Genomic DNA, 23,613 nt, shown 5'->3' with positions numbered 1-23,613 from the left:
CGGGTCTTCGTTTGAACAGGAGCCAACGTCCATGTCGTTCTTCATCCGCTTCGCCGACGCGCCGCTCGGCCACGAAATCGTCGGCGTCGACCTGTCGCACGAGATTCCCGACGAACAATTCGCCCAGATCCAGGACGCCTACGACCGCTACGGCGTGATCGTCTTCCGCGGCCAGCGCATCACGCCCGACCAGCAGATCGCCTTCAGCCGCCGCTTCGGCCCGCTCGACCGCTACATCCTCGAGCGCTACAACCTGAAGACCCATCCCGAGATCTTCGTCGTTTCCAACATCCTCGGCGACGACGGCCAGCCGATCGGGCTGGGCGACGCCGGCCGCTACTGGCATACCGACATGTGGTCCATCCCGGCGCCGCCGCGCGGCTCGCTGCTGTACGCGCTGGAGGTGCCCGAGAAAGACGGCCGGGTCTACGGCGACACCTTCTTCTGCAGCACGCAGGCCGCCTACGACGGGCTGCCGCCGGACCTGCGGCGCGCCATCGAGGGACGCCAGGCGCTGTACAGCACGCGGCGCCTGGTGGACTTCCGCGTGGCCGCCGCGCAGGCCCAGAGCGGCGGCGCGCTGACGCAGGCCGAGATCGAAGGAATGAAAGAGCGCAGCAAGAACATGCTGCAGGAGATCACCCATCCGCTGGTGCGCCTGCACCCGCGCACCGGCCGCAAGTGCATCTACTACAGCGAAGGCGCGATCTCCGGCATCGTCGACGTGCCGCAGGCCGAGGCCGAGCAGATCCTGGAGGCGCTGCGCCGGCACCTGCTGCAGCCGGAGTTCATCTACCGCCACCGCTGGGCCGCGGGCGACCTCGTGATGTGGGACAACTGTTCCTGCATCCACAAGGCCACCGGCGATTTCGACCTGCCGCTGCGCCGTCGCATGCATCGCACCACGCTGCGCGGCACGGTGCCGATCCCGTCGGCCGCCGGCGCGGCGGCCGTGCAATAGACGAGGACAGCCCATGCCCCCGCAAGACGACACCCCCTTTGCCGCGGGCCGCGGCAGCGCCATCGAACGGATTGCCACGCGCATCGTCGCGGTGCCGCTGGAAGAGCCGATCGTGCATCCCTTCCTGGGCGCCCGCACCCAGTTCGCGACGCTGCTGGTGGAGGTATGGACCGCCGACGGCGTCAAGGGCCTGGGCTGGGCCACCTTCGAAAGCCCGCGCCAATTGGCCGCGCTGGCGCAGGTGGTCGACAGCATGGCGCCGCAGCTCAAGGGCCGCGACGCCCTGCTGCGCACCGCCTTGCACGATCTGATGTGGAACCTGACGGTGGACCTGCTGCACGGCGGCGCCACCAACCTGGCGCTGGCCGCGGTCGACATCGCCCTGTGGGACATCGCCGGCCGCTATGCCGGCATGCCGTTGTGGAAGCTGCTGGGCGGCTGCCGGCGCGAGGTGCCCGCCTATGCCAGCTGGACGCTGTGGCGGCACCAGGACGACGCCAAATGGGCGGCCGAGGCCGAACGGCTCGCGGCCGACGGCTGGACCGCGATGAAGCTGCGCCTGGGCGGCCCGCGCAGTTTCGAGCAGGACGTGGCGCGCGCCGCGCTGGTGCGGCGCGTGGTGGGGCCCGACGTGCGGCTGATGGTCGACGCGCTGTGGGGACTGACGCCGTTCCGCGGGGTGCAGACGGCGCGCGCGCTGGGCGAGCTGGGCTATTACTGGCTGGAGGAGCCGGTGCGCGAAGGCGACTGGCAGGGCCTGGCCGACGCCAGGGCGGTGCACGCGGTGCCGATCGCCGCCGGCGAGCGCATCTCGCGCCTGCAGGCGCTGCACCAGTTGCCCGGCCGCGTCGATCACGCGATCCTGGACGGCATGCACCTGGGCGGCGTCACGCCGTGGGCCAAGGCCGCGGCGGTGATGGACGTGGCCGACCTGCCGGTGTCGGCGCATTCCAACCCGGAGCTGCACGCGCACCTGCTGGGCGCGGTGCGCACCGGCGCCTATGTGGAATACATGCCCTGGTGGCGCCCGCTGTACCAGGACCCGCCACAGCCGGTGAACGGCGTCATCACGCTGGGCGACCGGCCGGGGCTGGGGCTGGAGCTGGACGAACAGGCGGTGCGGCGGTTCGCGGTGGCGGCGTAGCCGGCCGCCCGCCGTTCACAAGCGCAGCACCACATTGACCGGCTGCGGCCCGTCCTGTCCTTCCACCGCGGCGACGACGCGGTCGCCGATGCGCTGGAACAGCAGGTCCAGCCGCTGTTCGCCGATCCGCAGGCCGCCGATCCGCAGCCGGTCGACGCCCGGCGGCAGGCTCGGCTGTTCGATCTGCACCGTATGGCGGTGGGCGTCGATGCGCAGCCCCAGGCAGGCCTGCAGCAGCATGAAGGCCGAGCCGGCGGCCCAGGCCTGGGGCAGGCAGGCCACGGGATAGGCGATGGGCGCCTCGCCGGCCTCGCGCGCGAAGCCGCAGAACAGTTCCGGCAGCCGCATGCCGAAATGCACGGCGGCCTCGAAGATGCCGTTGAGCAGCAGCACGGCCGCTTCCCGCTCGCCGTAGCGGGCGATGCCGGCGGCGCACAGCGCCACGTCGTGCGGCCATACGGAGCCGTTGTGGTACGACATGGGACTGAAGCGCGCCGCCTCCGGCGCCAGGGTGCGGATGCCCCAGCCCGAATTGAAGGCCCGCGACGCCAGTTGCCGCGCCACGGCCAGGCCGCGCTTCTTGTGCGGCAGGCCCGCGTAGAGCAGGTGCCCCGCATTGGAGGCGCGCACCTCGCACGGGCGGCCTTCGCCGTCCAGCGCCAGTGCGTAGAATTGCCGGTCCTCCAGCCAGAAGCGGTGCTCGACCGTGGCGCGCAGCGCGTCGGCGCGTTCGCGCCAGCCGGCCGCGGCGGCGGCGTCGCCGCGCCAATGCGCCAGCTGCGCCATCACCGAGTAGGCGCGGTAGGCGTAGCCCTGCACCTCCACCAGCGCGATCGGACCCGGCGGCGTGCTGCCGTCGGCATGGAAGATCGAATCGTGGCTGTCTTTCCAGCCCTGGTTGAACAGTCCGCTCGATTCGAAGCGGGCGTAGGCCAGCAGCCCCAGCGGATGCGATGCCGCGCTGCGCACGATCCAGCCGGCGGCCGCCTCCAGGGCCGGCCGCAGTTGCTCGATGAAGGCCAGGTCGGCCGTGCGTTCGGCATAGGCGCCGGCCAGCATCACGAACAGCGGCGTGGTGTCGACGCCGCCGTAGTATTTCCCGAAGGGCAGTTCGTTGACGGCCGCCATTTCGCCCTTGCGGGTCTCGTGCATGATCTTGCCGGGCTCGGCGTCGCGGAAGGCGGACGTCTCCTTGGCCTGGTTGCTGGCCAGGTAGGTCAGCACCCCGCGCGCCAGGCCGGGATCGAGCCACAGCATCTGCAAGGCGGTGACGATGGCGTCGCGGCCGAACGGCGTCGAGAACCATGGGATGCCGGCGTAGGGGTAGGGGCCGCCGGGCAGGTCGGTGGTCAGCAGCGCCAGGTCGGCGCGCGATTTGTCCAGCCAGGACTGGAACAGGCGGGCGCCGGCCTGCACGCGCGCGCCGGGCCGCCGCCGCCCACGCATGTGGCGGCGCGCCTGCGCGGCCGCATGGCGGTAGCGCGCGCGGCCGGGTTGGGCCGGCTCGCCGCCGATCTCCAGGTACAGCTCCCAGGCGCCGCGCGCCGCCAGCCGCACGATGAAATCGGCACGGCCGGCTTCGATCCGTTCCGGCGTTGCCGAAAAATCGATGGCCATGCGGCGCGACAGCCCGTCCAGGCCGCGGTAGCGGATTTCCACGCCGCGCTCGCCGATGCGCGAGCCGTCGAATTTGCCGCGGTGCGCGCGCTGCTGGCCGCGCACTTCGAACATGTCGCGGAAGTCGGCGGCAAAGCGCAGCGCCAGCGGCGCCTCGATGGTGCGGTCGCCGTAGTTGACCAGGCCGATACGCTCGAACACGCGGTCCTTCCACAGGAAGCGCTTGCGTTCGATGTGGATCAGCCCCTCCGGCACCGGCTCGCTGCCCAGCGGCGGCAGCGGCCGGTTGGTCAGGTGCGCGATGAAGAAAACGTTGTCCTGGCCGACGCCGCTGGACAGCAGCGAGGGGCGGCTGCCGGCGAATTCCAGCCGCAGCGTCGACAGCACCCGCGTGTCGTTGCTGAAGAGCCCGTCCTCCTCGCCCACCACGTCGCCGTAGGCGTCCGCCACCAGGAACGTGTCGCCCTCCTTGAGCACCGACAGCCGCGCAGGGCTGCGCTCCGGCGCCAGGGGCGCGTCCGGTCCGCCTTCCATGGCCGCCTCACGCCGCCTGCGCCCGTACCCGCGGATCGCCGTCGGTGAGCCGCCGGTACAGGTCGACGTAGTTGGACGCCATGGCCGCGGCCGAAAAGCGCCGCTCGAAAGTGGCCCGTATCTGCCGCCGGTCCAGGCGCTGCACCTGCCAGACCGCCTCGGCCGCCTGCGCCTCGCTGTCGACGATGACGCCCGTCACGCCCGGGTCGACCACTTCGGGCACCGATCCGCAGCGCCACGCGATGACCGGCGTGCCGCAGGCCATGGCCTCGATCATCACCAGCCCGAACGGTTCGGGCCAGTCGATGGGGAACAGCAGCGCGCGGGCATTGCCGAGGAAATCGGATTTGTCGGCATCGCCGATCTCGCCCAGGAATTCCACCGCCGGGTCGTCGAGCATGGGGCGGATGCGCTGCTCGAAGTAATTGCGGTCGGCCGCGTCGACCTTGGCGGCGATCCTCAGCGGCAGGCCGGCCGCGCGCGCGATGGCGATGGCGCGGTCGGGCCGCTTCTCGGGCGAGATGCGGCCCAGGAAGGCGAGGTAGTCGCCGGCCGGCCGCGCCGGCGGCCGGTAGCCGGCGGCATCGAGCCCGTGGTGGACGTTGCCGTGCCAGTTGGCCTCGGGCAGCGGCGCGCGCTGCGCCATCGAGATCGAAACCAGCGGGAAACCGGCCCAGCGGCGGTACGCCACATCCAGGTCTTTCAGGTCGAGCCGGCCGTGCAGGGTGGTGAGGGTCTTCCCGGCGATCGACTCGAAGAACGGGAAATGCAGCAGGTCGATATGGAAATGCAGAACATCGAACTCGCCGGCCCGCCGCCTCAGCTGGTCGAGCATGCCGAGGTGGCAGGCCAGGTCGGACTTCAGGGGGGCCGGGTCCAGCCGCAGGGCCTGGTCGCGGACCGGCACCAGCCGGGCGCGGGTGTCGGCGTCGGCGGACGCGAACAGGGTCACGTCGTGGCCCTGGTCGGCCAGGGCATTGGCCAGATGGGCCACGATCCGTTCGGTGCCGCCGTACAGGCGCGGCGGCACGGCTTCGTACAGGGGGGCGACTTGCGCGATCTTCACATCCGTCCTCGCGAAAAAACAGAATAGAAAAAGGGGCCCGCCGCTGGGGCGCGCCCGGCGCGAAATCGGAAATCGGGGCGAAGGGATGGAATTTCAAGAGGGGGGCGCCGGCGGCCGGCGCCCCCGCGGCGGGCTCAGCGCGGCTTCAGTTCGAAGCCGTCCTGGCTGGGCAGCTCGGCCCAGGCCTTGAACTGCGGCGAGGCCGGCACGCGGCCGGCGCGGATCAGTTCCAGCCAGACGCCGGCGGCGTCGTGGAAGCTGTTGGCGCCGCAGGGCCACAGCGCGACGCTCATGGCCTCGGCCATCTTGGCCTCGGGGATGCCCAGCGCGTAGCCGGCTTCCAGCTCGGCGGCCACGCCCCATTTCGAGTGGGCGCCGGAGTGGGCCGACAGCAGCGCCAGGTGCGCCCATTCCGGCGTCACGCCCTCCAGCCCGGCGATCAGCGCATCGACGCCGGCCAGGTAGGTGTCGCGCGCCCGGACTTCGGGGAAATAGCGCTGCCAGTTCTGCTCGACGAACACGAACGAGCTCACGCCCGCCACCCACGCCGCCAGGCGGAACGCCGCGCTGGCCTGGGCATTGGTGCCGCCGTGCTTGAAGAACAGGTTCAGGTGGTGGGTGCCGAGCTCATTGGCCACGCACAGCAGCACCAGCCAGACGAATTCCTTCTCCAGCGGCGCCAGGTGCTTCTCGTCGAGCACCAGCGCCTTGTAGAACACGCGGTAGCCGTCGAACACGCCGGGCAGCGCGGCGGCCATCGGGCCCTGCTGCGGATTGACGTAGCCGCGCCGGCTGCGGAATTCGTCCAGCCGGGCGATCACTTCCTCGGTACTGGACAGGCCGCTGCCGGTCTGCGGCGGCGCGGGTTTGCGGTCGGAGCCGTGCATCAGTGTCTCCTTGAGCCTACTTCGTCGTCATATTGGAAGCCTTGACGATTGCTTCCACCAGCGGCTGGCGGCGCTCCAGGAAGGTGCGGAATTCCGCCGACGTGCTGCCGACCGGCTCGGCGCCGAGTTCCTTCAGCGCAGCCAGGGTGGCCGGATCGCGCGCGGCCGCGATCGCGGCCTGCTCCAGCCGCGCAACGATGGCGGGCGGGGTGCTGGCCGGCGCGAACAGGCCGGTCCACGAGGTGGACTCGTACTCGGGCAGCCCCTTCTCGGCCAGCGTGGGCAGGTCGGGCAGGAAGCTCGAATGCGAGGCCGAGCCCATGGCCAGCGCGCGCAACTGGCCTTCCTTGACCAGGCCCAGCACCGCCGGCAGGTTCTCGAACTCCACCTGCAGCGCGCCCGAGCGCAGGTCGGTCAGGGCCTGCGAGGTGCCGCGGTACGGTATGTGGGTGAACTTGACCTTGGCGAGATACTGGAACATCTCGGCGCTGAAGTGCGCCATCGAGCCGACGCCGGCGCTGCCGACGTTGATGGCGCCCGGCCGCTTGCGGGCGTCGTCGATCAGGTCTTGTACCGAATGGTAGGGCGTGTCCTTGTTCACGACCAGCACCACCGGGCTGTCGGAGAAGCGCGAGATGGGAATGAAGTCTTTCTGCGGGTTGTAGCGCAGGTCGGGCTGCATCGCCGGGTTGACCTGGATGCTGCCGGGCGTGCCGATGATCAGCGTGTAGCCGTCGCCGGCGGCGCGCGCCACCTGCACGGCGCCGATCGTGCCGCCCGCGCCGGTCACGTTTTCCACCACGACCGGCTGGCCCAGTTTTTCGCCCATGGGCTTGGCCATCAGGCGGGCCAGGACGTCGGTGCCGCCGCCGGCGGCGAACGGCACGACCAGGCGGATCGGCCGCGACGGGTAGTGGGCGGCGTCGTTCTGGGCTTGCGGCCAGGCGGCCGACGCATACAGCGCGACCGCCGCGCAGGCCGCGAGGGCGAGTTTGTTGCGCCGATGGCTCGATAGCGGATTCACCGGGGTCACCTCCAATCGTTCAATGTGTAATGGTGTAACGGGCCCGGCACAGCGTCGGGCGGGCAGCGCCCGGCGGGCCGAACCCTGGGCAGCAGTCGTTACCAAGTCTATCGGAGCGGGTTCTGGCGTCGTTCGAAAATTATGAACGGGTTGTTCGGCTATCCCGAATGCGGCGGGCAAGAGGGAGCCCGGGGGAGGCCCGGAACGGCGGTCCGCCCGTGGTGGGCAAAGCCGATTATTCGCGAAAACCTAAGAGCCTTTTTGATGGGGCCGTATCGTCAAATCATCTGCCGCAGCGCACGCTATGCGTTTCTGTTCTTACGAGGATGCCGACGTGGCACAACACCCATTCGACAAGGCCGAGGCCGGCGGGGGCGCCTGATGGCGGCTCCGGATTTCACCGGCCGCGTGGCGCTGGTAACGGGCGGCTCGGGATCGATCGGGGGCGGCGTGGCAGAGGCGCTGCGGGCGCACGGCGCGCGCGTGGTGGCGGCCGACCTGCATGGCAAGGGCGCGGCGGCCGGCGCCGAGGGCGTGCGGCCGCTGGACGTGACCGACAAGGCCGCGGTCGGGGCCCTGGTCGAGGCGGTCGAGCGCGAGTTCGGCGGCGTCGACATCCTGGTCAACGCGGCGGGCGTCGTGTCGTTCGGCGATGCGCACGGCCTGGCCGAGGCGGAGTGGGACCGCGTCATCGACATCAATCTGAAGGGCAGCTTCCTGGCCTGCCAGGCGGTGATGGGCACCATGAAGCGCCGCGGCTACGGCCGCATCGTCAACGTCGGCTCGGTGGTGGGCAAGAACGGCGGCAACGCGCGGCCCTGGCTGGATCCGGCCGAGCAGCGCATCGCCGGCAACGTCGCCTACGGCGTCTCGAAGGCGGGCGTGCATGCGATGACGGCCTTCCTGGCCAAGGAGCTCGCGGCCAGCGGCGTGACCGTCAACGCGGTGGCGCCCGGCCCGATCGCCACCGCGATGACGACCGCATTCCCCGCCACGCTGCGCGCGCTGATCCCGGCAGGCCGCATGGGCACCGTCGACGACGTCGCGCGCGCCGTCCTGTTCCTGGCGGCCGAGGAGGCCGGTTTCATCAGCGGCGAGATCCTCGACATCAACGGCGGCATGTGGTGCGATTAGACTGCCCGCCGCGTCTTTCCTTCATCAACGTTTTCCGGATCACCCATCCATGAAGTCCATTTATCTGGTTCTCGACATGCAGAACGACCTCGTCCACCCCGACGGCCCGAACGGCAAGTCGCCGATGGGCGAGCAGGTGCGGGCGCGCGACGTGGTCGCCAAGACGGCCGCCGCCATCGCCCGCGCCCGCCAGGCCGGCGTCGCGGTCGGTTTCGTGCGGGTCGGTTTTTCGCCCGATTACCACGAGTGCCCGACGGGTTCGCAGGTGTTCTCGGCGGCGCCGAAGGCGGGCCTGTTCAAGCTCGGCGGCTGGGGCACCGAAATCCATCCCGACCTGCCGCAGCAGCCGGGCGACGTCCAGGTGACCAAGCACCGCGTCAGCCCCTTCTATTCGACCACCCTGGAAGTCCAGCTGCGGGCGCTGGGCATCGGGCGCATCTACTGCTCGGGCGTATCGACCCAGGCCGTGGTGCAGGCCACGGTGCGCGACGCCCACGACCGCGACTACGACGTCGTGGTGCTGGAAGACTGCTGCGCCGCGCATTCCGCGCAGGAGCACCAGAACTCGATCGGCAGCATCGGCCGCTTCTGCCGGGTGGTGCAGTCCGGCGACGTCGACTTCGCGGCCCCCTGAACGGAACCCCGACCATGACGCTTCGCATCTGGCACCAGAGCTTTACCGTGCTCGAAGACCTCGGCGCGTACAACGACGCGATGGCGGCCCATCTGCAGCGCGTGGCCGCGCCGGGCACCGAGATCGTCATGCACGGCATGCGGCCCGGCACCTACCGCTCCGACTATCCCGGCCACGACATCCGCCACATCGGCCTGCAATACCTGCATTCGATGCAGTTCGTGCATGCCGGCCTGCAGGCCCAGCGCGAGGGCTTCGACGCGTACGCGATCGCCACGCTGCCCGATCCCGCGCTGCGCGAATTGCGCTCGCTGCTGACCATACCCGTGGTCGGCTACGGCGAATCGGCGATGCTGACGGCCTGCCTGCTGGGCGCCCGCTTCTCGATCCTGGTGTTCATCAGCGAGTTCGACGTGCTGCTGGCCGACAACGCGCGGCGCTATGGCTTGCAGGAACGGCTGTGCGGCGTGTCGGACGTGGGTTTTCGCTTCAACGACGTGCTGCAGGCCTACGGCGGCGACCCGGGGCCGCTGATCGAGCGTTTCCGCGCCGCCGCGCGGCGCGAGATCGCGCGCGGCGCCGACGTGATCATCCCGGGCGAGGCGCCGCTGTGCGTGCTGCTGCAGCAGCAGGGCGTGACCAGCGTGGACGGCGTGCCCATCCTGGATTCGCTGTCGTGCTGGGCCAAGCATGCGGAAATGCTGGTCGGCCTGCAGCGCCAGGGCATCACCGCCAGCCGCAAGGGCATCTTCCGCGAGCCGCCGCCGCAGGAGCGGATAGACGAGGTCTGCGCGTTCTACCGCAATTTCCCGTAGGCGAAGGACGCAGGGCGTTTCCGCGTCTGCCCGCCTGGCCCCGCCGTCGCAAGGCTCACGGCCGCCAGGCGGCGGCCGGCCCGGTCCGCACCGCTTCCCACGGCCGCGGGCGGCGCTGGGCGTCCAGCGTCTCCAGCAGGAAATCGATCAGCGTGCGGATCTTGGTCGACATGACGCGCGTTTTCGGCGTGACGGCGTAGAAAGGCTTGATGCCGGTGGTCCATTCCGGATAGGCGCACGCCAGTTCGCCGCTGGCGACGTAGGCGTCGGCGTAGACGTCCAGCACGTGCACCAGCCCCGTTCCCTGCAGCGCGGCGCCGATCAGCGCGTTGCTGCTGTTGAAGTGCAGCGGGCCGTCCGGCCGCACGAACACCGGCTCCTCGCCCTCGCGCTCGAGCTGCCAGCCGGCGGGCACGAAGCCGCCTTCGTCGACCAGGCCCAGGCACAACCGCGGATCAAGCTGCGAGGGATGGGCGGGCAGCCGGTCGACCACGTCGGGCCGGCCGCAGACGAGGTAGCGGCCCTCGAAGATCGGCCGCGCGACCATGTCGGCTTCCTCCACCCGGCCCATGCGGATGGCGACGTCGATCGCGTTCTCTATCATATTGTGGGTCTGGTTGGTGAGCGTGACCGCCAGCGACAGGCGCGGATGGCGCGCCGCGAACAGGCTCAGCGCGGGACAGATCAGCGCCTGCCCGATCGCGATCGGCACTTCCATGCGCAGCGTGCCGCGCAGCTCGCCGATGGCCGATTGGATGTCGGACTCGGCCCGCTCGACGGCCTGCAGGATCTGCCTGCTGTCGCGCAGGAACTGCTCGCCGGCGTCGGTCAGGCACAGGAAGCGCGTGTTGCGGTTGATCAGCGTGGCGCCCAGGTGCTTTTCCAGATTGCGGACGCAGGCGGTGACGGTGGCATTGGCCAGGTTGAGCGAGGCGGCGGCGCGCGAGAAGCTGCCGGATTCCGTCACCCTGACGAATACCTGCATGGCCCACAGTCGATCCATTCCGATTTCTACCTTGCGTTGTTCGGGGGCAGGGTAACATCGTTGCCTAGCCTTAGGAGATTCGCGTGGCCCCATCCCGGGAAATCGTCAGCATGGCCCTGTTCTGCGACTTCGAGAACGTCGCGCTGGGCGTGCGCGACGCCAAGTACGAAAAATTCGACATCGGCCTGGTCCTCGAGCGCCTGCTGCTCAAGGGCAGCACCGTGGTCAAGAAGGCCTATTGCGATTGGGAGCGCTACAAAAGCTTCAAGGCGGTCATGCACGAGGCCAATTTCGAGCTGATCGACATCCCGCACGTGCGGCAGTCGGGCAAGAACTCGGCCGACATCCGGATGGTGGTGGACGCGCTCGACCTTTGCTACACCAAGTCGCACGTGGACACCTTCGTCATCATAAGCGGCGATTCCGATTTCTCGCCGCTGGTGTCCAAGCTGCGCGAGAACGCCAAGCAGGTGATCGGCGTCGGCGTCAAGCAATCCACGTCGGACCTGCTGATCGCCAATTGCGACGAGTTCATTTTCTACGACGACCTGGTGCGCGTGCAGCGCGCCGGCCGCCGCGACACGCGCGAGGCGCAGCCGGCCCGGCGCGAGCCGGCCGAAGAGCCGCGCCGAGACGATATCGAAAAGCGGCGCGCCAAGGGCATCGCGCTGGCGGTCGAGACCTTCGACGCGCTGGTGGCCGAGCGCGGCGACAGCGGCAAGATCTGGGCCTCGATGCTGAAAGAGGCCGTCAAGCGCCGGCGGCCGGATTTCAACGAGTCCTATTTCGGCTTCCGCAGCTTCGGCAACCTGCTGGAGGCGGCGCAGGCCAAGGGCCTGCTGGAGGTCGGGCGCGACGAGAAATCGGGCACCTTCGTGTTCCGCAACCATGGCGGCGCGGAAGCGGCCGATGTGGCGGCAGGCGGCATCGCGGAGCCCGTGGCGGCCGGAACCGGCGCCGCGCCGGCCGAGGCGCCGGAGACGCCGCCCGCCCAGCAGGGCCGGCGGGAGCGGGGAAGGCGTTCCGGCGGCAGGGGACGGGCCGGCAAGGGCGGCGCGCCGACGGACGCCGCCTCGGCCGAGACCGCCGCGGCCGAGGCTGTCCCGGCCGAGGCCCCGCCGGATCCGGCCGCGCCAGAGGACGATCAGGCCACGCCGGGCGAGGCCACGGCACCGATTCCGGCGCCCGTGTTCGACATCGGGCCTGCCGGCCAGGAGCCGTCCATGGCGCCGGTCGAGGGGGCCGCCGTCCCGGCCGACGTCTCGTCAGCCGCTTCTGCCGCGCCTGCGCGGCGGCGCCGGTCGCCGCGCAAGACAGGCGCCAGAGCGGAAGCACAGGAGCGGACACCGGCAGGCGTCGCGGGCGTGGAGGGCGGCGTTTCGCCGGAAAGCGCCGGTGCCGGGACGGATGGCGCGGCGGCCGATGCCGGCGGCGAGGCGGAAGCGCCACCGGCCCGCAAGCGTTCCCGCAAGACGCCGGCGCGCAAGGCGGCCGGCGCCGGGACGGCCGCCGGCGGCGAGCGCAAGTCCGGCGGGCGCGGCTAGGCCTGCCGGCCGCACGCCATGGCCGCATAGGCTGCGGGGAAGCGTTCCGCCATGAATACTTCCGGTTTCGATCTCAACCTGTTGCCTGTGTTCGAGGCTCTTTTCGAGGAACAAAGCGTCACCCGCGCGGGCACGCGCCTGGGAATGAGCCAGGCGACGGTCAGCAACGCCTTGAGACGGATGCGCAATGCCGCAGGAGACCCATTGTTCGTCCGGGTCAAGGGTGTCATGGTGCCGACCCCCTATGCGGAGCTCATGGCTCAAAAGCTCGTTCCCGCAATCCGCCTTATCAGGGACGGCCTGTCCCCGCCGGACGAATTCGATGCCCGGCGCTCCGAACGGGTATTCACGCTGCTGATGTCCGACGTGGTGCAGCATCGGGTGCTGCCCGCCCTGGCGACCTACCTGCGCGAACATGGCCCGCGTATAGAGATACGGGTGGGCGAGACCGCGCGCGAAACCTATGTGCAAGAGCTTGAATCCGGCCGCGCCGACCTGGCCATCGGCCATTTCGAAGAACTGCAGACGGGCTTCTACCAGCAGCGGCTGTTCGAGGACCGCCACGTATGCGTGGCGGGCAGGGCGTACGAGGGGCCCGAAGGCAACAGCCTCACCATGGAGCAGTACCTGGCTGCCCGGCATCTGGTCGTCTCCTCCAGCCGCACCGACGCCTATATCGACCGGCAGCTTGCGAACAAGGGTTGCGCGCGGCGCGTGGCGATCCGTGCGTCCAGCTACCTGGTCATCGCGGAATTGATGCGGCATACCGATTTGCTGGTGACCATGTCGAGCCGCTCGGGCCTGTTCCTTTGCGGAGCGGAATACCGGCAATATGAATTGCCGCTGGCCCTGCCCCCGGTGAACGTGCGCCAATTCTGGCATATGCGCAACCATGAGGATCCGGCCAGCCGCTGGCTGCGCCGGACCATCGCGGAATTGGGCCTCAGATCGGCGGCGCAGCGCTAGTTCGGCGTCAGCCCGTATTCGGCGATCAAGCGCTTGGACTTGTCGTACGTCGACCTGATGAGACTGGCGAATTCCTGCTGCGACATCGGGGCGGGCGAGGTGCCGCTGGCGATCAATGTCCGGGCGATCTCGGGATCTTGCAGGCCTGCCACCAGCGCGGCGTTGAGCTTGTCCAGGACGGCGGGCGGCGTGCCGGCGGGCGCCACGATGCCATACCAGCCCGCATACTCGAACCCGGGCAGCCCCTGCTCGGCGATAGTGGCGAGCCGGGGCAGGGCGGGAGACCGTTCGGCGGAGGTGATGCCCAGGGCCCTGAGCTTGCTCGACTTCATGTTGGACACCGCCGTCATCACGGGGTCGAAGGCCAGGTCGACGTAGCCGCCCATCAGATCGCGGATGGCTTCCGCGGAGCCCTTGTAGGGAATGTGCTGGAGATCTATGCCGGCCCGCGCGGCCAGCTGCGCGCCGTTCAGGTGGCCCACCGAGCCGTAGCCGTACGAGGCGTATCTGAGCTTGCCGGGATTGCGCCGCGCGAAATCGATCAGGTCGCCTACGTCGTTGAAGGGCAGCGATGCGTTGATCAGCAGGACCGACGGGGTCAGGGCGATCGCGGTCACCGGTGCGAAATCGGTTCGCGCGTCGTAGGGCAGGCTCTTGTATAGGTTGGGATTGATGGCGAACGTGACGCTGGTGCCGAGCAGCAAGGTATAGCCGTCGGGCGCGGAACGGGCGACGCGGGCCGCGCCCACATTGGACGCGGCGCCCGGCACGTTTTCCACGATGACCGGCTGGTTCAGGCGGTCTTTTATCGCCTTGGCCGCAAGGCGGCCCATGACGTCGGTCGGCCCGCCCGCCGTGTAAGGCACGATCAGGGTGATCGGCTTGGACGGGAACGGCTCCTGGGCGTGGGCGGGACAGGCAAGGGACGACGCCAGGGCAACGAATAGACTGCAAGGCACGCGCATTACGGGCTCCTGTTGAACGAGCTACGGCGGAGGGCCGCGTCCGATGAAACGCAGCCGTACTAGAACGGCTTTTCCCCTCCGACGGTCAGCCGGTACAGCAGCCGCCTGTATTTCTTTCGGTCGTACTCCGTGGCGCAATGAAGCATGCCCCGGTTGTCCCAGATCACCAGGTCGCGGACCTGCCATTTATGCGCGTAGACATTTTCCGGCCTGGAAGTCATGGCCACGAGTTCGTCGATCAGCTGGCGTCCCTCGGGTTCCGGCATGCCGAGCGGAAGAGCCGATTTGGAACTCAGGTAGACCGCCTTGCGGCCGGTCATCGGATGGGTCCGGACCAGGGGATGGAAGACGTCGGGAGCGCGTGCGCGCTGTTCCTCGGTCAGGGGCGGCGCGCTCTTGCGCGTGGCGTGCAGCATGTCGTGGCTATGCCGCACGGTCAGGCGGGAAAGCGCCTCCTGGCGTTCCACGGGCAGCCGCTCGTAGGTGTCGAATGCGCTGCTGAACAGCGTATCGGCTCCTTCGGCCGGCACTTCCAGGCTGTATAGCGCGGTATAGGCGGTCGGCCGCTCGCAGAACGCCATGTCGGTGTGCCAGCCGAACCCATCGTAGGGATTGCCGAGATTCTTGCCGTTTTCGACGATGTTGGAGATTACGTAGATGTCGGGATGCGAGGCAAGGTGGAAGTCGTCGCGGATGCTGAATTCCAGCGGCCCGAATTTCTTCATCAGGACGATGAAATCCTCGGGTGCGAGATCCTGGCCGCGCGCGACGACCACGCCGCGTTCGGCCAGGAGGCGGATCAGCGCCGCCATGTCCGAGCCTCGCAGGTCCTTGACCTGGACCTGCGTGATTTCCGCGCCGAAGCGCTCCGTCAATGGAGCGAAGCGAATGCCCATGGAACCGTTTCCCTTTTTCGTCATGACATGTCGCCATCCCGAGGCTGGCGGTCGGCTCTTAGCTTGAGCCCGGTGCGCCGGCTTGTATAGGCGCGCTACGACATGCAAGGTATTTCGGCGGTGAATACTTCCCCGCCGGGAAGGGATGCGGCGGCCAGGGCGGCGACGGGCCTAGGCAGCCGGCGGCGCCGTGCGGGCGAATGCCGGCGTGCGCTGTTCGAAGTCGGCCAGCCACGCCACCAGCTTCGGATGCCCGGCGCGCCATTTGCCGCCGAAACGGAAATCCAGGTAGGCCAGCGCCACCGCCTGCGCGATCTCGCCGATGTGCGGCGTGCCGGCGCGCGGCTGCGACAGCTGGGCTTCGGCGAAGTCCAGCGCGCGCTGCACCTTGGCCTGCTGGTAGTCGAGCCAGCTCTGCACCTTCATTTCCGCAGGCCGGAAGCGGCCTTCGTATATCTGGAGGATGGCGGCGTCGAGCAGGCCGTCGGCCAGCGCCTGCTGGCGCAGCACGGGAATGCGGTGGGGCGCCGGCGGGATCAGGATGCCGCGGCCATCGGTTTCTTCCAGGTATTCGATGATGACGCGCGAATCGAACAGGGCTTCGCCGTTGTCCAGGATCAGGGTGGGGATCTTGCCGAGCGGGTTCTGCTGCCGCAGGCTGTCGGAGGCGTCGGCGGTATCGGCGTACTGCACCTGGACCTTGTCTTCGAGGCCCAGCACGGCGAGCGCGATCTTGATCTTGCGGCCGAACGGCGAAGGGGGGGATGTTCTCAGGATCGGCATGGCGGTCGTAGGTCTCCGGTGGTGGACGTTGCGCCGGCCGGCTGGCGCGGCGGGCGCCGTCATCGTACTCCCGAAGCGGCCGGCGGGGGCGGGCACGTTCCTTGCAACCCGCCGGTCGGGCGCCACGAGGCGCGACTCAGGAGAAAATCGTCATGAACAAGTCGACCATCCCGGCGGATCAACGGCTCGCCATCGGCATGCTGCTGGATGACCATCGCAGTGCAAAAAAGCACTTCAAGGCCTTCGAGCAGGCGTCTTCGGACGACGAGAAGGGGCAGATCGCGCGCGAGGTCTGTATGGAGCTGACCGCCCACACCCAGCTGGAGGAAGAACTGTTCTATCCCTTCCTGCGCGACGTGCCGGGCCTGGAGGACATGCTGGACGAGGCGGTCGTCGAGCATGCCAGCGCCAAGGACCTGATCGCCCAGATCCAGGCCATGCAGCCCGGCGATGACCTGTTCGACGCCAAGGTCACCGTGCTCGGCGAATACATCAACCACCACGTCGGGGAAGAGGAGGGCGAGCTGTTTCCCAAGGTCATCGCCAAGAAGGTCGACATGCGCGAACTGGGCGAACGCATGAAGGCGCGCAAGGAAGAACTGATGGCGGTGGCCACGGCGTGAGTACCCTGGCCCGGCCGGCCGGCACGGCGCCCGTGCCGGCCGTGGGCGGCGTACCGGACGAGGCCGCGACGCCCACCGAAGCCGCCAAGGCCCGGCGGCCGCGTACCGTGCGGGCCTTGTTCGACCGCTTCGCCAGCTCCGTCACGCGCTGCGTCGGCACGCCGGCGGCCTTCGCCGCCGCTTTCTTCGTCATCGTGGTGTGGGCCGCCTGCGGGCCGGTGTTCGGCTATTCCGAAACCTAGCAACTGGTGGTCAACACCGGCACCACCATCGTCACTTTCCTGATGGTGTTCCTGATCCAGCAAAGCCAGAACAAGGACAGCGTCGCGCTGCACCTCAAGCTCGACGAGCTGCTGGCCTCCCAGTCGGGCGCCAGCAACCAGCTGGTCAACATCGAAGAGCTGGACGAACAGGAATTGCACCAGATGATGCGGGTGTATGCGCGGCTGGCGGAGCGTTCGCGGCGGACCGGGCAGGGCGTGGCCCGGCTCAACAGCGGCAGGGCCCGCACCGCGTTCAACGGCTGCCCGCCGCCGGCCCGGCGCGGCACGCGCCCGTGCGGCACCGTGGGCGAACGCTTCCGCGCGGTGCGGCAGGCGCAGGCGCCGGGCCGGCCGGCTGCGGCGCCGTCGCGGCAGGGATGAGGCCTGGCGCCGGTCAGCGCCGCGTGTCGGATACCGGTACGACCGGCACCTGCGTCCGCGCCGGCATCGGCGGCATCCCGCCTTCGGCCTCCAGCATCGCGGTCAGGCCGGCATAGTCGCGGTCGACTCGCCGCAGGCGGGCCTGCAGCGCGTCATCGTTCACCCAGCGCGATTGCAGCGCGCTCTGGCGCGCCAACTGATACACGAGCTGCGCGGTGGACAGCAGCGCCGTATCGTCGGCCGCGGTGAAGCCGGAAAAATCGCGCAACTGGCGCAGCGCCGCCCGCTCGGCGTCGCCGCCCGGCCCGGGCGTGCGGCCGTAGGCCGTCAGCCAGGCCTGCAGGCGTTCGAGCAGCGGAGCCGGCAGGTCGCGCCGCGCGAGCAGGTGGGCGTCGGGGAACTGCGCCGACCGCCACAGCACCGCCAGCCGCCGGTATTCCTGCGGGAAGCGGCGGCTGAAGCGCTCCAGGTCGCCGCTGGTCGTGATGCCCAGATCGGCCTCGCCGTTGGCCACCGCCAGCGCGTTGCTCTGGTGGTAGCCCTCCGTTTCGCTGACGAAGAACGATTCCGGGCGAATGTGCCGAGGCAGGAACAACTGCAGCCAGGGTACCAGGTAGCCCGCCATCGACTGCTGTTCGCCGCGCGCCAGCCGCCAGCGGCCCGGCATGGTCAGCATCTGGTCCAGCGTGCCGGGCATGGCGTCGCGGCGCGCCACCAGCACCGAGCGGCAGCAGCCGGGATCGTCGTGACGGGCCTGCGCCAGCACCACCATCGATTGCCGCGTTGCCGCTTCCAGCGCCAATTGGCCGGACAGCAGCGCCAGGTCGACGTCGCCGCGCCGCAGCGCGGCTTCCAGCGCATCGTACGAGGTCAGCGACAGCGGTTCCACCGCGCGGCCCAGGGCCCTGGACATGCCGGCCAGCACCGGCGCCCATTCGTTGCGGGCCTCCAGCGGGTCGCTGTTGGGCAGGATGCCGAAGCGCAGCGCCGGCTGCTGCGCCGCCGCCACCGCGCACCACAGCATGGCCAATAGCAGAAGTAGGCGACCGGACATGGGGCGGTTTGGGGCCGTAGTGGCTACAGGGAATGGACTGTGTTTGGATTGCTTTTCGCCAGAATTGGATACCCTTTTTAGGTCCAATACAAGCAATGACACAATTGAATGCAGATATACTTGCCGCATCTCGTGCCCGTGGCCAGCATGTCAGCGAATGCGTCCCCCTCCGGTGCATCGGCATTGGACCTCCTTCTTTCCCGCCTGCAGCGCCCCGCCGCCGTCCGCGGCCCGTACTACGTCAGGCTGCAACGCGAAATCCAGTCCCTGATCGACGCCGGCGAACTCGGGGCCGGCAGCGGGCTGCCGTCGGAACGGGAACTGGCCAAGGCGCTGAACATCAGCCGCAGCACGGTCAAGCGCAGCTACGACCGGCTGCGCGAGGCGCAGTCCCTGGTCAGTTCGCAGGGGCGCGGCGGCACGGCGGTCGGGCCGGCGCCGCGCGTGTCGCCCGGCATGCACCGGCTCAAGGGTTTCACCGAGGAAATGCGCGAACTCGGCCTCACGCCGTCGGCCCGCATCGTCGAACGCGCGATCGCGGCCGACCGCACGGTGGCGTCGATCTTCGGCCGGCCGTCGCAAACGGCCTTCCTCAAGCTGGTGCGGGTGCGCCTGGCCGACGGCGTGCCGATGTCGCGCGAAATGGCCTGGTTCGACCTGACCGTCGCGCCCGGCATGGCGGAGTGGGACGGCGAAGGCTCCGCCTATGCGCGGCTGCGGGAGCACTGCGGCATCGAGCTGACCTGGGCCGACCAGTCGGTGGAGGCCATCCTGAGCTCGCCGGTGGAGGACGCGGTGTTCGGCTTCGAACGCCCCGGCCCCTGTCTGTTGCTCAAGCGGCGCAGCCACTCGGCCGACGACGTGCTGGTGGAATACGTGGAAGGAACCTTCCGCGGCGACGCCTACGCCTACCGTCTCAAGCTGAAGGCCTGAGCGCCGCCGCCAGTTCTTCCGCGCGAGGCAGGGCGTCGAGGATGCCGTCGCGGCCGACGGCCAGGGCGGCGCAGGCATTGCCTTCGCGCAGTGCCTGCCTCACGCCGGCGCCGCGCGCCAGCGCCACGCAGAAGCCGGCGCTGAAGGCGTCGCCGGCGCCGACGCTGCGGGTGGCCGGCACGGGCAGCGCGGGCGCCTCGGCCACGCTGCCGTCGCGCGCGACGGCCAGGCTGCCTTCGGCGCCCAGGCTCACCACCAGCCATTCGCCCCGCCAGCGGCGGCGCAGTGCCGGCAGCGCCGCGGCCAGCCGTGCCGCGCAGCCGGCCCGGTCCGGCGCCAGCGGCCGCCGCAGCAGCGCGCGGGCCTCGACGGCGTTGACGATCAAAACGTCGGCCAGCGCGAGCAACGCCGGCGCAAGCGGCCGCCAAGGAGACGGGTTCAGCACGGTCCTGGTCCCATGGGCGCGCGCCGCGCGGAACGCCGCTTCGACGGTGGCCGGCGGCACCTCGAATTGCCCGTACAGCAGGCCGGCCGCGGCGATGTCGGCCTCGGCGGCGGCGACGTCAGCCGGCGCCAGCAATGCGTTGGCCCCGGGAAAGACGGCGATGGCGTTGTCGCCGCCGCCCTCCAGGCCCGCGCCGTAGCCCGAACGGGCGCCGCGCCGGTGCACGTGCCCGGCGGCCAGGCCTTCGTCGGACAGCCGCTGCAGCAGCCGGTCGCCCACGTAGTCGTTGCCGATCGCCATCAGCAGGTCGACCCGCGCGCCGAGCCGGCGGCTGCCCACGGCCACGCTCAGCCCCTTGCCCGCGGGCTCGGTGGCGAAGGCCTCGGCGCATACCGATTCGCCGCGCCGCGGCAGGCGGGCCATCCGCCAGCAGCAGGCCTGCATGAAACTGCCCAGCACGGCGATGCGCGGCGGTTCCGGCGGCGCGCCGGCGACGGTTGGCATGGCGGACATCCTCGTTCTATGCGCGCCGCGGCCGGAAGGGGCGCGGTCCCGCAATTATGAAGGAAGGCCGCCGCGCGCCTGTAACCTCGCCATGCCGCGAATCGTCATTCTGGTATGCCTGGAATGGCGGCGATAAACGGCGGGCAGGCTCCTAGAATCGCTGCACCAGGCGCCGGGCCTGAACCGCGGAAGATCCCGCACCGCACGGGACCGCGGCCGGCGCCGCCATACGGAGGAGCCAGGAATGGAAGGCAAGACGGTCGGTTTCATTGGCATTGGCCGCATGGGCGGCCCGATGGCCACGCGCCTGCTCGACGCGGGCCACCGTGTATGCGTGTACGACAGCAGCCCGCAGGCCATGCAGGCGCTGGCGGCGCGCGGCGCGCAGGCCGCGGCCTCGCCCCGCGGCGTGGGCGACGTCGCCGAGACGGTGTTCCTGAGCCTGCCCAATCCCGACATCGTCCACCAGGTGGCGCTCGGCAAGGACGGCCTGATCGAAGGCTCGGCCGTGCGGCGCGTGGCCGATTTCTCCACCATCGGCCCGCGCGTGGCGGGCATCGTGGCCCGCGCGCTGGCCCAGCGCGACATCGCCTACGCCGATGCGCCGGTCAGCGGCGGCATCGCCGGCGCCACCAAGGGCACGCTGGCGGTGATGGTGTCGTGCCCCAAGGCCGTCTACGCCGAACTGCAGCCGCTGCTGGCAACCTTCGGCAAGCTGTTCCACCTGGGCGAAGGCGCCGGCCAGGCGCAGACGATGAAGCTGGCCAACAACCTGCTGGCCGCCAGCGCGATCGTCATCACTTCCGAGGCGATGGTGATGGGCGTGAAGGCCGGTCTGGACCCGCGCGTGATGCTGGAGGTGTTCAACAACGGCACCGGCCGCAACAGCGCCACGCAAGACAAGTTCCCGCGCTCGGTGCTGCCCGGCACCTTCGACTTCGGCTTCGCCACCGGCCTGTCGTACAAGGACGTGCGCCTGTGCGTGGACGAGGCCGAATCGCTGGGCGTGCCGATGGTGGCCGGCGCCGCGGTGCGCGAGATGCTGGCGGTGACCAACGCGATGTTCGGCGCCGATTCCGACTTCACCTCGATCTGCCGCGTGATCGAGTCGTGGGGCAAGGCCGAGGTGCGCGGCTGAGCGCCATCCGCCGTCGATACAAAGGAAACCCATGAACCAGTCCACCGGGGCCGAGGGACAGGGCAAGGCCTTGTCCGGCATCAAGGTCGTCGATTTCACGCAGTTCGAATCGGGCACGTCGTGCACCCAGTCGCTCGCCTGGCTGGGCGCCGACGTGGTCAAGATCGAGGAGCCCAGGCGCGGGGAAAGCGGCCGCTATGCCTCGACCGAGCAGGTCGGCATCGATTCCTATTTCTTCATCCTGATGAACGCCAACAAGCGCAGCCTGGCCTGCGACATCAAGTCGGAGGCCGGCCGGCGCATGGTGCGCGAACTGATCGCGCAGGCCGACGTGTTCATCGAGAACATGTCGCCCGGCACCATCGAGCGCCTGGGCTTCGGCTACGACGAAGTGCGCCGGATCAACCCGCGCATCATCTACGCGCAGATCAAGGGCTTCGCGCCCGACGGTCCCTACGCCAACTACCTCAGCTTCGACTACATCGCGCAGTCGGTGGGCGTGTCGGTCTCGCTGACCGGCGTGGAGGGCGGCCCGCCGCTCAAGCCCGGCCCCAACGTGGGCGACACCGGCGCCGGCCTGCACTGCACGATCGGCATCCTGTCGGCGCTGCTGCAGCGGCAGATCACCGGGCAGGGCCAGCGCATCGAAGTATCGATGCAGGACGCCGTCATCAACTTCAACCGGATCAACTTCGCCGCCCAGCTGATGCGCGGCCGGCCGCCCGAACGAAAGGGCAACCAGGGCGTGCTGGGCACCAGCGCGCCGTGCGAGCTGTATCCGTGCCGGCCGTTCGGCCAGAACGACTACGTGTTCATCTACACCTCGCGCGGCGGCAACAAGCAGTGGCATGCGCTGCTCAAGGTGATCGAACGCGAAGACCTGATGGACGACCCGCGTTTCTGCAGCCCCGAGGCGCGCATCGCCCATGTGCGAGACGTCGACGCGCTGCTGGCGCAGTGGTGCAGCCACCGCACCAAGATCGAGGCGATGGAGATGCTGCAGCGGGGCGGCGTGCCGGCCGGCGCGGTGCTGGATACGCAGGAACTGATGGAAGACGAGCACCTGCGCCGCCGCGGCACCTTCGCGGCGGTGCGGCATCCCGTGCGCGGCGAGGTCGTGATGCCGGGCTGGCCGGTGAAGATGTCGGCCTCGCACGTGGAGGTGACCAGCGCCCCGCTGCTGGGCGCGCATACCGAGGAAGTGTTGCAGCAATGGCTGGGGTGGGACGAGCGGCAGATCGAGGCCTACGTCGAACGGCTGCGATGACCATTCCGGTGTGCCCCGGATGGGGCGGCGCGGGTTCATGCGTCGTGGGAAAACTGACAAGAAAACATCGGAGACATGAAATGAGATTCTTGACGCTTGCCCTCTTATACGGCGCCCTGGCCCTGCAGGGCGCCGCCGCGGCCGATGCCTGGCCTTCCAAGCCCATCAAGCTGGTGGTGACCTTCCCGCCGGGCGGCAGCACCGACGTGACCGGCCGCCTGATCGCCGACAAGCTGCGCGGCGAACTCGGCCAGTCGGTGGTGGTGGACAACCGCGCCGGCGCCGGCGGCAACATCGGCGCCGACGTGGTGGCGAAGTCGCCGCCCGACGGCTACACGCTGCTGATGGCCACCAGCTCGCACATCACCAACATCAGCCTCTACAAGACGCTGCCGTACGACTTCATGAAGGACTTCGAGCCGGTCTCGACCATCGCCTTCATCCCGAACGTGATGGTGATCAATCCCAGCTTCCTGAAGGTCGGCTCGCTGCAGGAATTCATCGCCTACGCCAAGAACCTGAAGGACACCAAGCTCAATTTCGCCACCGGCGGCAGCGGCACTTCCTACCACCTGTCGAACGCCACCTTCAACGCGATGACCGGCATCGACATGGAGCACATTCCCTACAAGGGCGGCGCCCCGGCGGTGACGGCGCTGCTGGGCGGCGAGGTGCAGGTGATCTTCGCGCCGCTGATCGAGGTGCTGCCGCACATCCAGGCCGGCAAGCTCAAGCCGCTGGGCGTGACCACGCGCAACCGCTCCTCGCTGCTGCCCGACGTGCCGGCCATCGGCGAGGTACTGCCCGGCTACGAGGTGGCGCTGTGGAACGCCATCATGGCGCCCGCCGGCACGCCGAAGGACATCGTCGACAAGCTCGACAAGGCGATCCTGAAGGTGCTGGCCGATCCCGACGTCAAGAAGAAGCTGGCCGAACAGGGCTCCGATCCGTCCGGCAAGACGCCGGAGGAGTTCAAGGCCTTCATCGCCACCGAAATCCCGAAGTGGGCGAAGCTGGTGAAGCTCTCGGGCGCGCAGGCGGAATAGGGGA

22 protein-coding genes and 1 pseudogene are annotated in these 23,613 nt (G+C 69.5%); 13 read left to right on the top strand and 10 right to left on the bottom strand.

From position 1 onward, the window contains the following. The first annotated feature begins 31 nt into the window (after nt 1–31). Both ABD927_RS21420 and ABD927_RS21415 read left to right on the top strand, forming a co-directional pair. Nucleotides 32–961: a TauD/TfdA dioxygenase family protein gene (locus ABD927_RS21420; protein ID WP_345251903.1), complete on the top strand. Its 930-nt coding sequence runs from the start codon at nt 32–34 to the stop codon at nt 959–961. A 13-nt stretch (nt 962–974) separates the two neighbouring features. After that, nucleotides 975–2,105 carry a mandelate racemase/muconate lactonizing enzyme family protein gene (locus ABD927_RS21415; protein ID WP_345251902.1) on the top strand — a complete coding sequence of 377 codons (1,131 nt, stop codon included), beginning with the start codon at nt 975–977 and terminating at the stop codon, nt 2,103–2,105. 15 nt (nt 2,106–2,120) lie between these two features. Here ABD927_RS21415 and ABD927_RS21410 read toward each other — a convergent pair whose 3' ends face one another. From ABD927_RS21410 to ABD927_RS21395, 4 genes are all read right to left on the bottom strand, one after another. Next, a complete protein-coding gene (locus ABD927_RS21410; RefSeq protein WP_345251901.1) occupies nt 2,121–4,256 on the bottom strand; it encodes an amylo-alpha-1,6-glucosidase in 2,136 nt (711 codons plus the stop codon). Nucleotides 4,257–4,263: 7 nt separating this feature from the next. Next, complete coding sequence (locus ABD927_RS21405; protein ID WP_345251900.1) at nt 4,264–5,322, bottom strand: glycosyltransferase family 4 protein; 1,059 nt, start codon at nt 5,320–5,322, stop codon at nt 4,264–4,266. A 134-nt stretch (nt 5,323–5,456) separates the two neighbouring features. Then, nucleotides 5,457–6,209, bottom strand: coding sequence for a hypothetical protein (locus ABD927_RS21400; RefSeq protein ID WP_345251899.1), 753 nt, complete (start codon nt 6,207–6,209; stop codon nt 5,457–5,459). A 16-nt stretch (nt 6,210–6,225) separates the two neighbouring features. Further along, a complete protein-coding gene (locus tag ABD927_RS21395; protein WP_345251898.1) occupies nt 6,226–7,233 on the bottom strand; it encodes a Bug family tripartite tricarboxylate transporter substrate binding protein in 1,008 nt (335 codons plus the stop codon). A gap of 381 nt (nt 7,234–7,614) precedes the next feature. Between ABD927_RS21395 and ABD927_RS21390 the strand changes: the two genes are divergently transcribed. Genes ABD927_RS21390 through ABD927_RS21380 form a run of 3 tightly spaced genes read left to right on the top strand, consistent with a single transcriptional unit; the run spans nt 7,615 to nt 9,816 of the window. After that, a complete protein-coding gene (locus ABD927_RS21390) occupies nt 7,615–8,367 on the top strand; it encodes an SDR family oxidoreductase (protein ID WP_345251897.1) in 753 nt (250 codons plus the stop codon). Nucleotides 8,368–8,416: 49 nt separating this feature from the next. Continuing rightward, nucleotides 8,417–9,001 carry a cysteine hydrolase family protein gene (locus ABD927_RS21385; protein ID WP_345251896.1) on the top strand — a complete coding sequence of 195 codons (585 nt, stop codon included), beginning with the start codon at nt 8,417–8,419 and terminating at the stop codon, nt 8,999–9,001. A gap of 14 nt (nt 9,002–9,015) precedes the next feature. Next, nucleotides 9,016–9,816 carry an aspartate/glutamate racemase family protein gene (locus ABD927_RS21380; RefSeq protein ID WP_345251895.1) on the top strand — a complete coding sequence of 267 codons (801 nt, stop codon included), beginning with the start codon at nt 9,016–9,018 and terminating at the stop codon, nt 9,814–9,816. 55 nt (nt 9,817–9,871) lie between these two features. On the opposite strand, the gene ABD927_RS21375 is transcribed toward ABD927_RS21380, so the two are convergent. Continuing rightward, a complete protein-coding gene (locus ABD927_RS21375) occupies nt 9,872–10,819 on the bottom strand; it encodes a LysR family transcriptional regulator (RefSeq protein ID WP_345251894.1) in 948 nt (315 codons plus the stop codon). Nucleotides 10,820–10,911: 92 nt separating this feature from the next. On the opposite strand from ABD927_RS21375, the gene ABD927_RS21370 reads away from it, so the two are divergent. Continuing rightward, entirely contained in the window at nt 10,912–12,345 is a 1,434-nt protein-coding gene (locus ABD927_RS21370) for an NYN domain-containing protein (RefSeq protein WP_425570331.1), read from the top strand. A gap of 51 nt (nt 12,346–12,396) precedes the next feature. Beyond that, nucleotides 12,397–13,311, top strand: a complete 915-nt coding sequence (locus tag ABD927_RS21365; protein WP_345251892.1) for a LysR family transcriptional regulator — start codon at nt 12,397–12,399, stop codon at nt 13,309–13,311. On the opposite strand, the gene ABD927_RS21360 is transcribed toward ABD927_RS21365, so the two are convergent. From ABD927_RS21360 to ABD927_RS21350, 3 genes are all read right to left on the bottom strand, one after another. Next, nucleotides 13,308–14,270, bottom strand: coding sequence for a Bug family tripartite tricarboxylate transporter substrate binding protein (locus tag ABD927_RS21360; protein WP_345251891.1), 963 nt, complete (start codon nt 14,268–14,270; stop codon nt 13,308–13,310). The genes ABD927_RS21365 and ABD927_RS21360 overlap by 4 nt on opposite strands. A gap of 65 nt (nt 14,271–14,335) precedes the next feature. Next, nucleotides 14,336–15,196, bottom strand: coding sequence for a TauD/TfdA dioxygenase family protein (locus ABD927_RS21355; protein ID WP_345251890.1), 861 nt, complete (start codon nt 15,194–15,196; stop codon nt 14,336–14,338). Nucleotides 15,197–15,343: 147 nt separating this feature from the next. Next, entirely contained in the window at nt 15,344–15,955 is a 612-nt protein-coding gene (locus ABD927_RS21350; protein WP_345251889.1) for a glutathione S-transferase family protein, read from the bottom strand. 152 nt (nt 15,956–16,107) lie between these two features. On the opposite strand from ABD927_RS21350, the gene ABD927_RS21345 reads away from it, so the two are divergent. Both ABD927_RS21345 and ABD927_RS21340 read left to right on the top strand, forming a co-directional pair. Next, the gene (locus ABD927_RS21345) at nt 16,108–16,578 is read left to right on the top strand and encodes a hemerythrin domain-containing protein (RefSeq protein ID WP_345251888.1); all 471 of its coding nucleotides are present in this window, start codon (nt 16,108–16,110) and stop codon (nt 16,576–16,578) included. Further along, nucleotides 16,575–17,222: pseudogene (locus ABD927_RS21340) on the top strand (low affinity iron permease family protein). The gene ABD927_RS21345 and the pseudogene ABD927_RS21340 overlap by 4 nt, the downstream one beginning before the upstream one ends. A 13-nt stretch (nt 17,223–17,235) precedes the next feature. Here ABD927_RS21340 and ABD927_RS21335 read toward each other — a convergent pair. Continuing rightward, on the bottom strand, nt 17,236–18,276 hold the full coding sequence (locus tag ABD927_RS21335) for a PhnD/SsuA/transferrin family substrate-binding protein (RefSeq protein ID WP_345251887.1): 1,041 nt from the start codon (nt 18,274–18,276) through the stop codon (nt 17,236–17,238). A 183-nt stretch (nt 18,277–18,459) separates the two neighbouring features. Between ABD927_RS21335 and ABD927_RS21330 the strand changes: the two genes are divergently transcribed. Then, the gene (locus ABD927_RS21330) at nt 18,460–19,209 is read left to right on the top strand and encodes a GntR family transcriptional regulator (protein WP_345251886.1); all 750 of its coding nucleotides are present in this window, start codon (nt 18,460–18,462) and stop codon (nt 19,207–19,209) included. On the opposite strand, the gene ABD927_RS21325 is transcribed toward ABD927_RS21330, so the two are convergent. Beyond that, entirely contained in the window at nt 19,193–20,158 is a 966-nt protein-coding gene (locus tag ABD927_RS21325) for a PfkB family carbohydrate kinase (protein WP_345251885.1), read from the bottom strand. The genes ABD927_RS21330 and ABD927_RS21325 overlap by 17 nt on opposite strands. A 160-nt stretch (nt 20,159–20,318) precedes the next feature. Here ABD927_RS21325 and ABD927_RS21320 point away from each other — a divergent pair, with 160 nt between their 5' ends. From ABD927_RS21320 to ABD927_RS21310, 3 genes are all read left to right on the top strand, one after another. Further along, nucleotides 20,319–21,296, top strand: coding sequence for an NAD(P)-dependent oxidoreductase (locus ABD927_RS21320; protein WP_345251922.1), 978 nt, complete (start codon nt 20,319–20,321; stop codon nt 21,294–21,296). Between the two features lie 31 nt (nt 21,297–21,327). Further along, nucleotides 21,328–22,563: a CaiB/BaiF CoA transferase family protein gene (locus ABD927_RS21315; RefSeq protein ID WP_345251884.1), complete on the top strand. Its 1,236-nt coding sequence runs from the start codon at nt 21,328–21,330 to the stop codon at nt 22,561–22,563. Between the two features lie 80 nt (nt 22,564–22,643). Further along, on the top strand, nt 22,644–23,609 hold the full coding sequence (locus ABD927_RS21310) for a tripartite tricarboxylate transporter substrate binding protein (protein ID WP_345251883.1): 966 nt from the start codon (nt 22,644–22,646) through the stop codon (nt 23,607–23,609). Nucleotides 23,610–23,613 lie beyond the last annotated feature (4 nt).

The sequence above is a fragment of the Pigmentiphaga soli genome, from assembly GCF_039541095.1.
Classification (GTDB): domain Bacteria; phylum Pseudomonadota; class Gammaproteobacteria; order Burkholderiales; family Burkholderiaceae_B; genus Pigmentiphaga; species Pigmentiphaga soli.
This window is presented reverse-complemented; position numbering and strand designations above follow the sequence as displayed.

Bases quoted from the DNA above. Each gene is read 5' to 3' on its own strand.
- ABD927_RS21420 (WP_345251903.1), top strand. From the start codon at position 32: ATGTCGTTCTTCATCCGCTTCGCCGACGCGCCGCTCGGCCACGAAATC.
- ABD927_RS21415 (WP_345251902.1), top strand. From the start codon at position 975: ATGCCCCCGCAAGACGACACCCCCTTTGCCGCGGGCCGCGGCAGCGCC.
- ABD927_RS21410 (WP_345251901.1), bottom strand. From the start codon at position 4,256: ATGGAAGGCGGACCGGACGCGCCCCTGGCGCCGGAGCGCAGCCCTGCG.
- ABD927_RS21400 (WP_345251899.1), bottom strand. From the start codon at position 6,209: ATGCACGGCTCCGACCGCAAACCCGCGCCGCCGCAGACCGGCAGCGGC.
- ABD927_RS21390 (WP_345251897.1), top strand. From the start codon at position 7,615: ATGGCGGCTCCGGATTTCACCGGCCGCGTGGCGCTGGTAACGGGCGGC.
- ABD927_RS21385 (WP_345251896.1), top strand. From the start codon at position 8,417: ATGAAGTCCATTTATCTGGTTCTCGACATGCAGAACGACCTCGTCCAC.
- ABD927_RS21380 (WP_345251895.1), top strand. From the start codon at position 9,016: ATGACGCTTCGCATCTGGCACCAGAGCTTTACCGTGCTCGAAGACCTC.
- ABD927_RS21375 (WP_345251894.1), bottom strand. From the start codon at position 10,819: ATGGATCGACTGTGGGCCATGCAGGTATTCGTCAGGGTGACGGAATCC.
- ABD927_RS21370 (WP_425570331.1), top strand. From the start codon at position 10,912: ATGGCCCTGTTCTGCGACTTCGAGAACGTCGCGCTGGGCGTGCGCGAC.
- ABD927_RS21365 (WP_345251892.1), top strand. From the start codon at position 12,397: ATGAATACTTCCGGTTTCGATCTCAACCTGTTGCCTGTGTTCGAGGCT.
- ABD927_RS21355 (WP_345251890.1), bottom strand. From the start codon at position 15,196: ATGACGAAAAAGGGAAACGGTTCCATGGGCATTCGCTTCGCTCCATTG.
- ABD927_RS21350 (WP_345251889.1), bottom strand. From the start codon at position 15,955: ATGCCGATCCTGAGAACATCCCCCCCTTCGCCGTTCGGCCGCAAGATC.
- ABD927_RS21345 (WP_345251888.1), top strand. From the start codon at position 16,108: ATGAACAAGTCGACCATCCCGGCGGATCAACGGCTCGCCATCGGCATG.
- ABD927_RS21335 (WP_345251887.1), bottom strand. From the start codon at position 18,276: ATGTCCGGTCGCCTACTTCTGCTATTGGCCATGCTGTGGTGCGCGGTG.
- ABD927_RS21325 (WP_345251885.1), bottom strand. From the start codon at position 20,158: ATGCCAACCGTCGCCGGCGCGCCGCCGGAACCGCCGCGCATCGCCGTG.
- ABD927_RS21315 (WP_345251884.1), top strand. From the start codon at position 21,328: ATGAACCAGTCCACCGGGGCCGAGGGACAGGGCAAGGCCTTGTCCGGC.
- ABD927_RS21310 (WP_345251883.1), top strand. From the start codon at position 22,644: ATGAGATTCTTGACGCTTGCCCTCTTATACGGCGCCCTGGCCCTGCAG.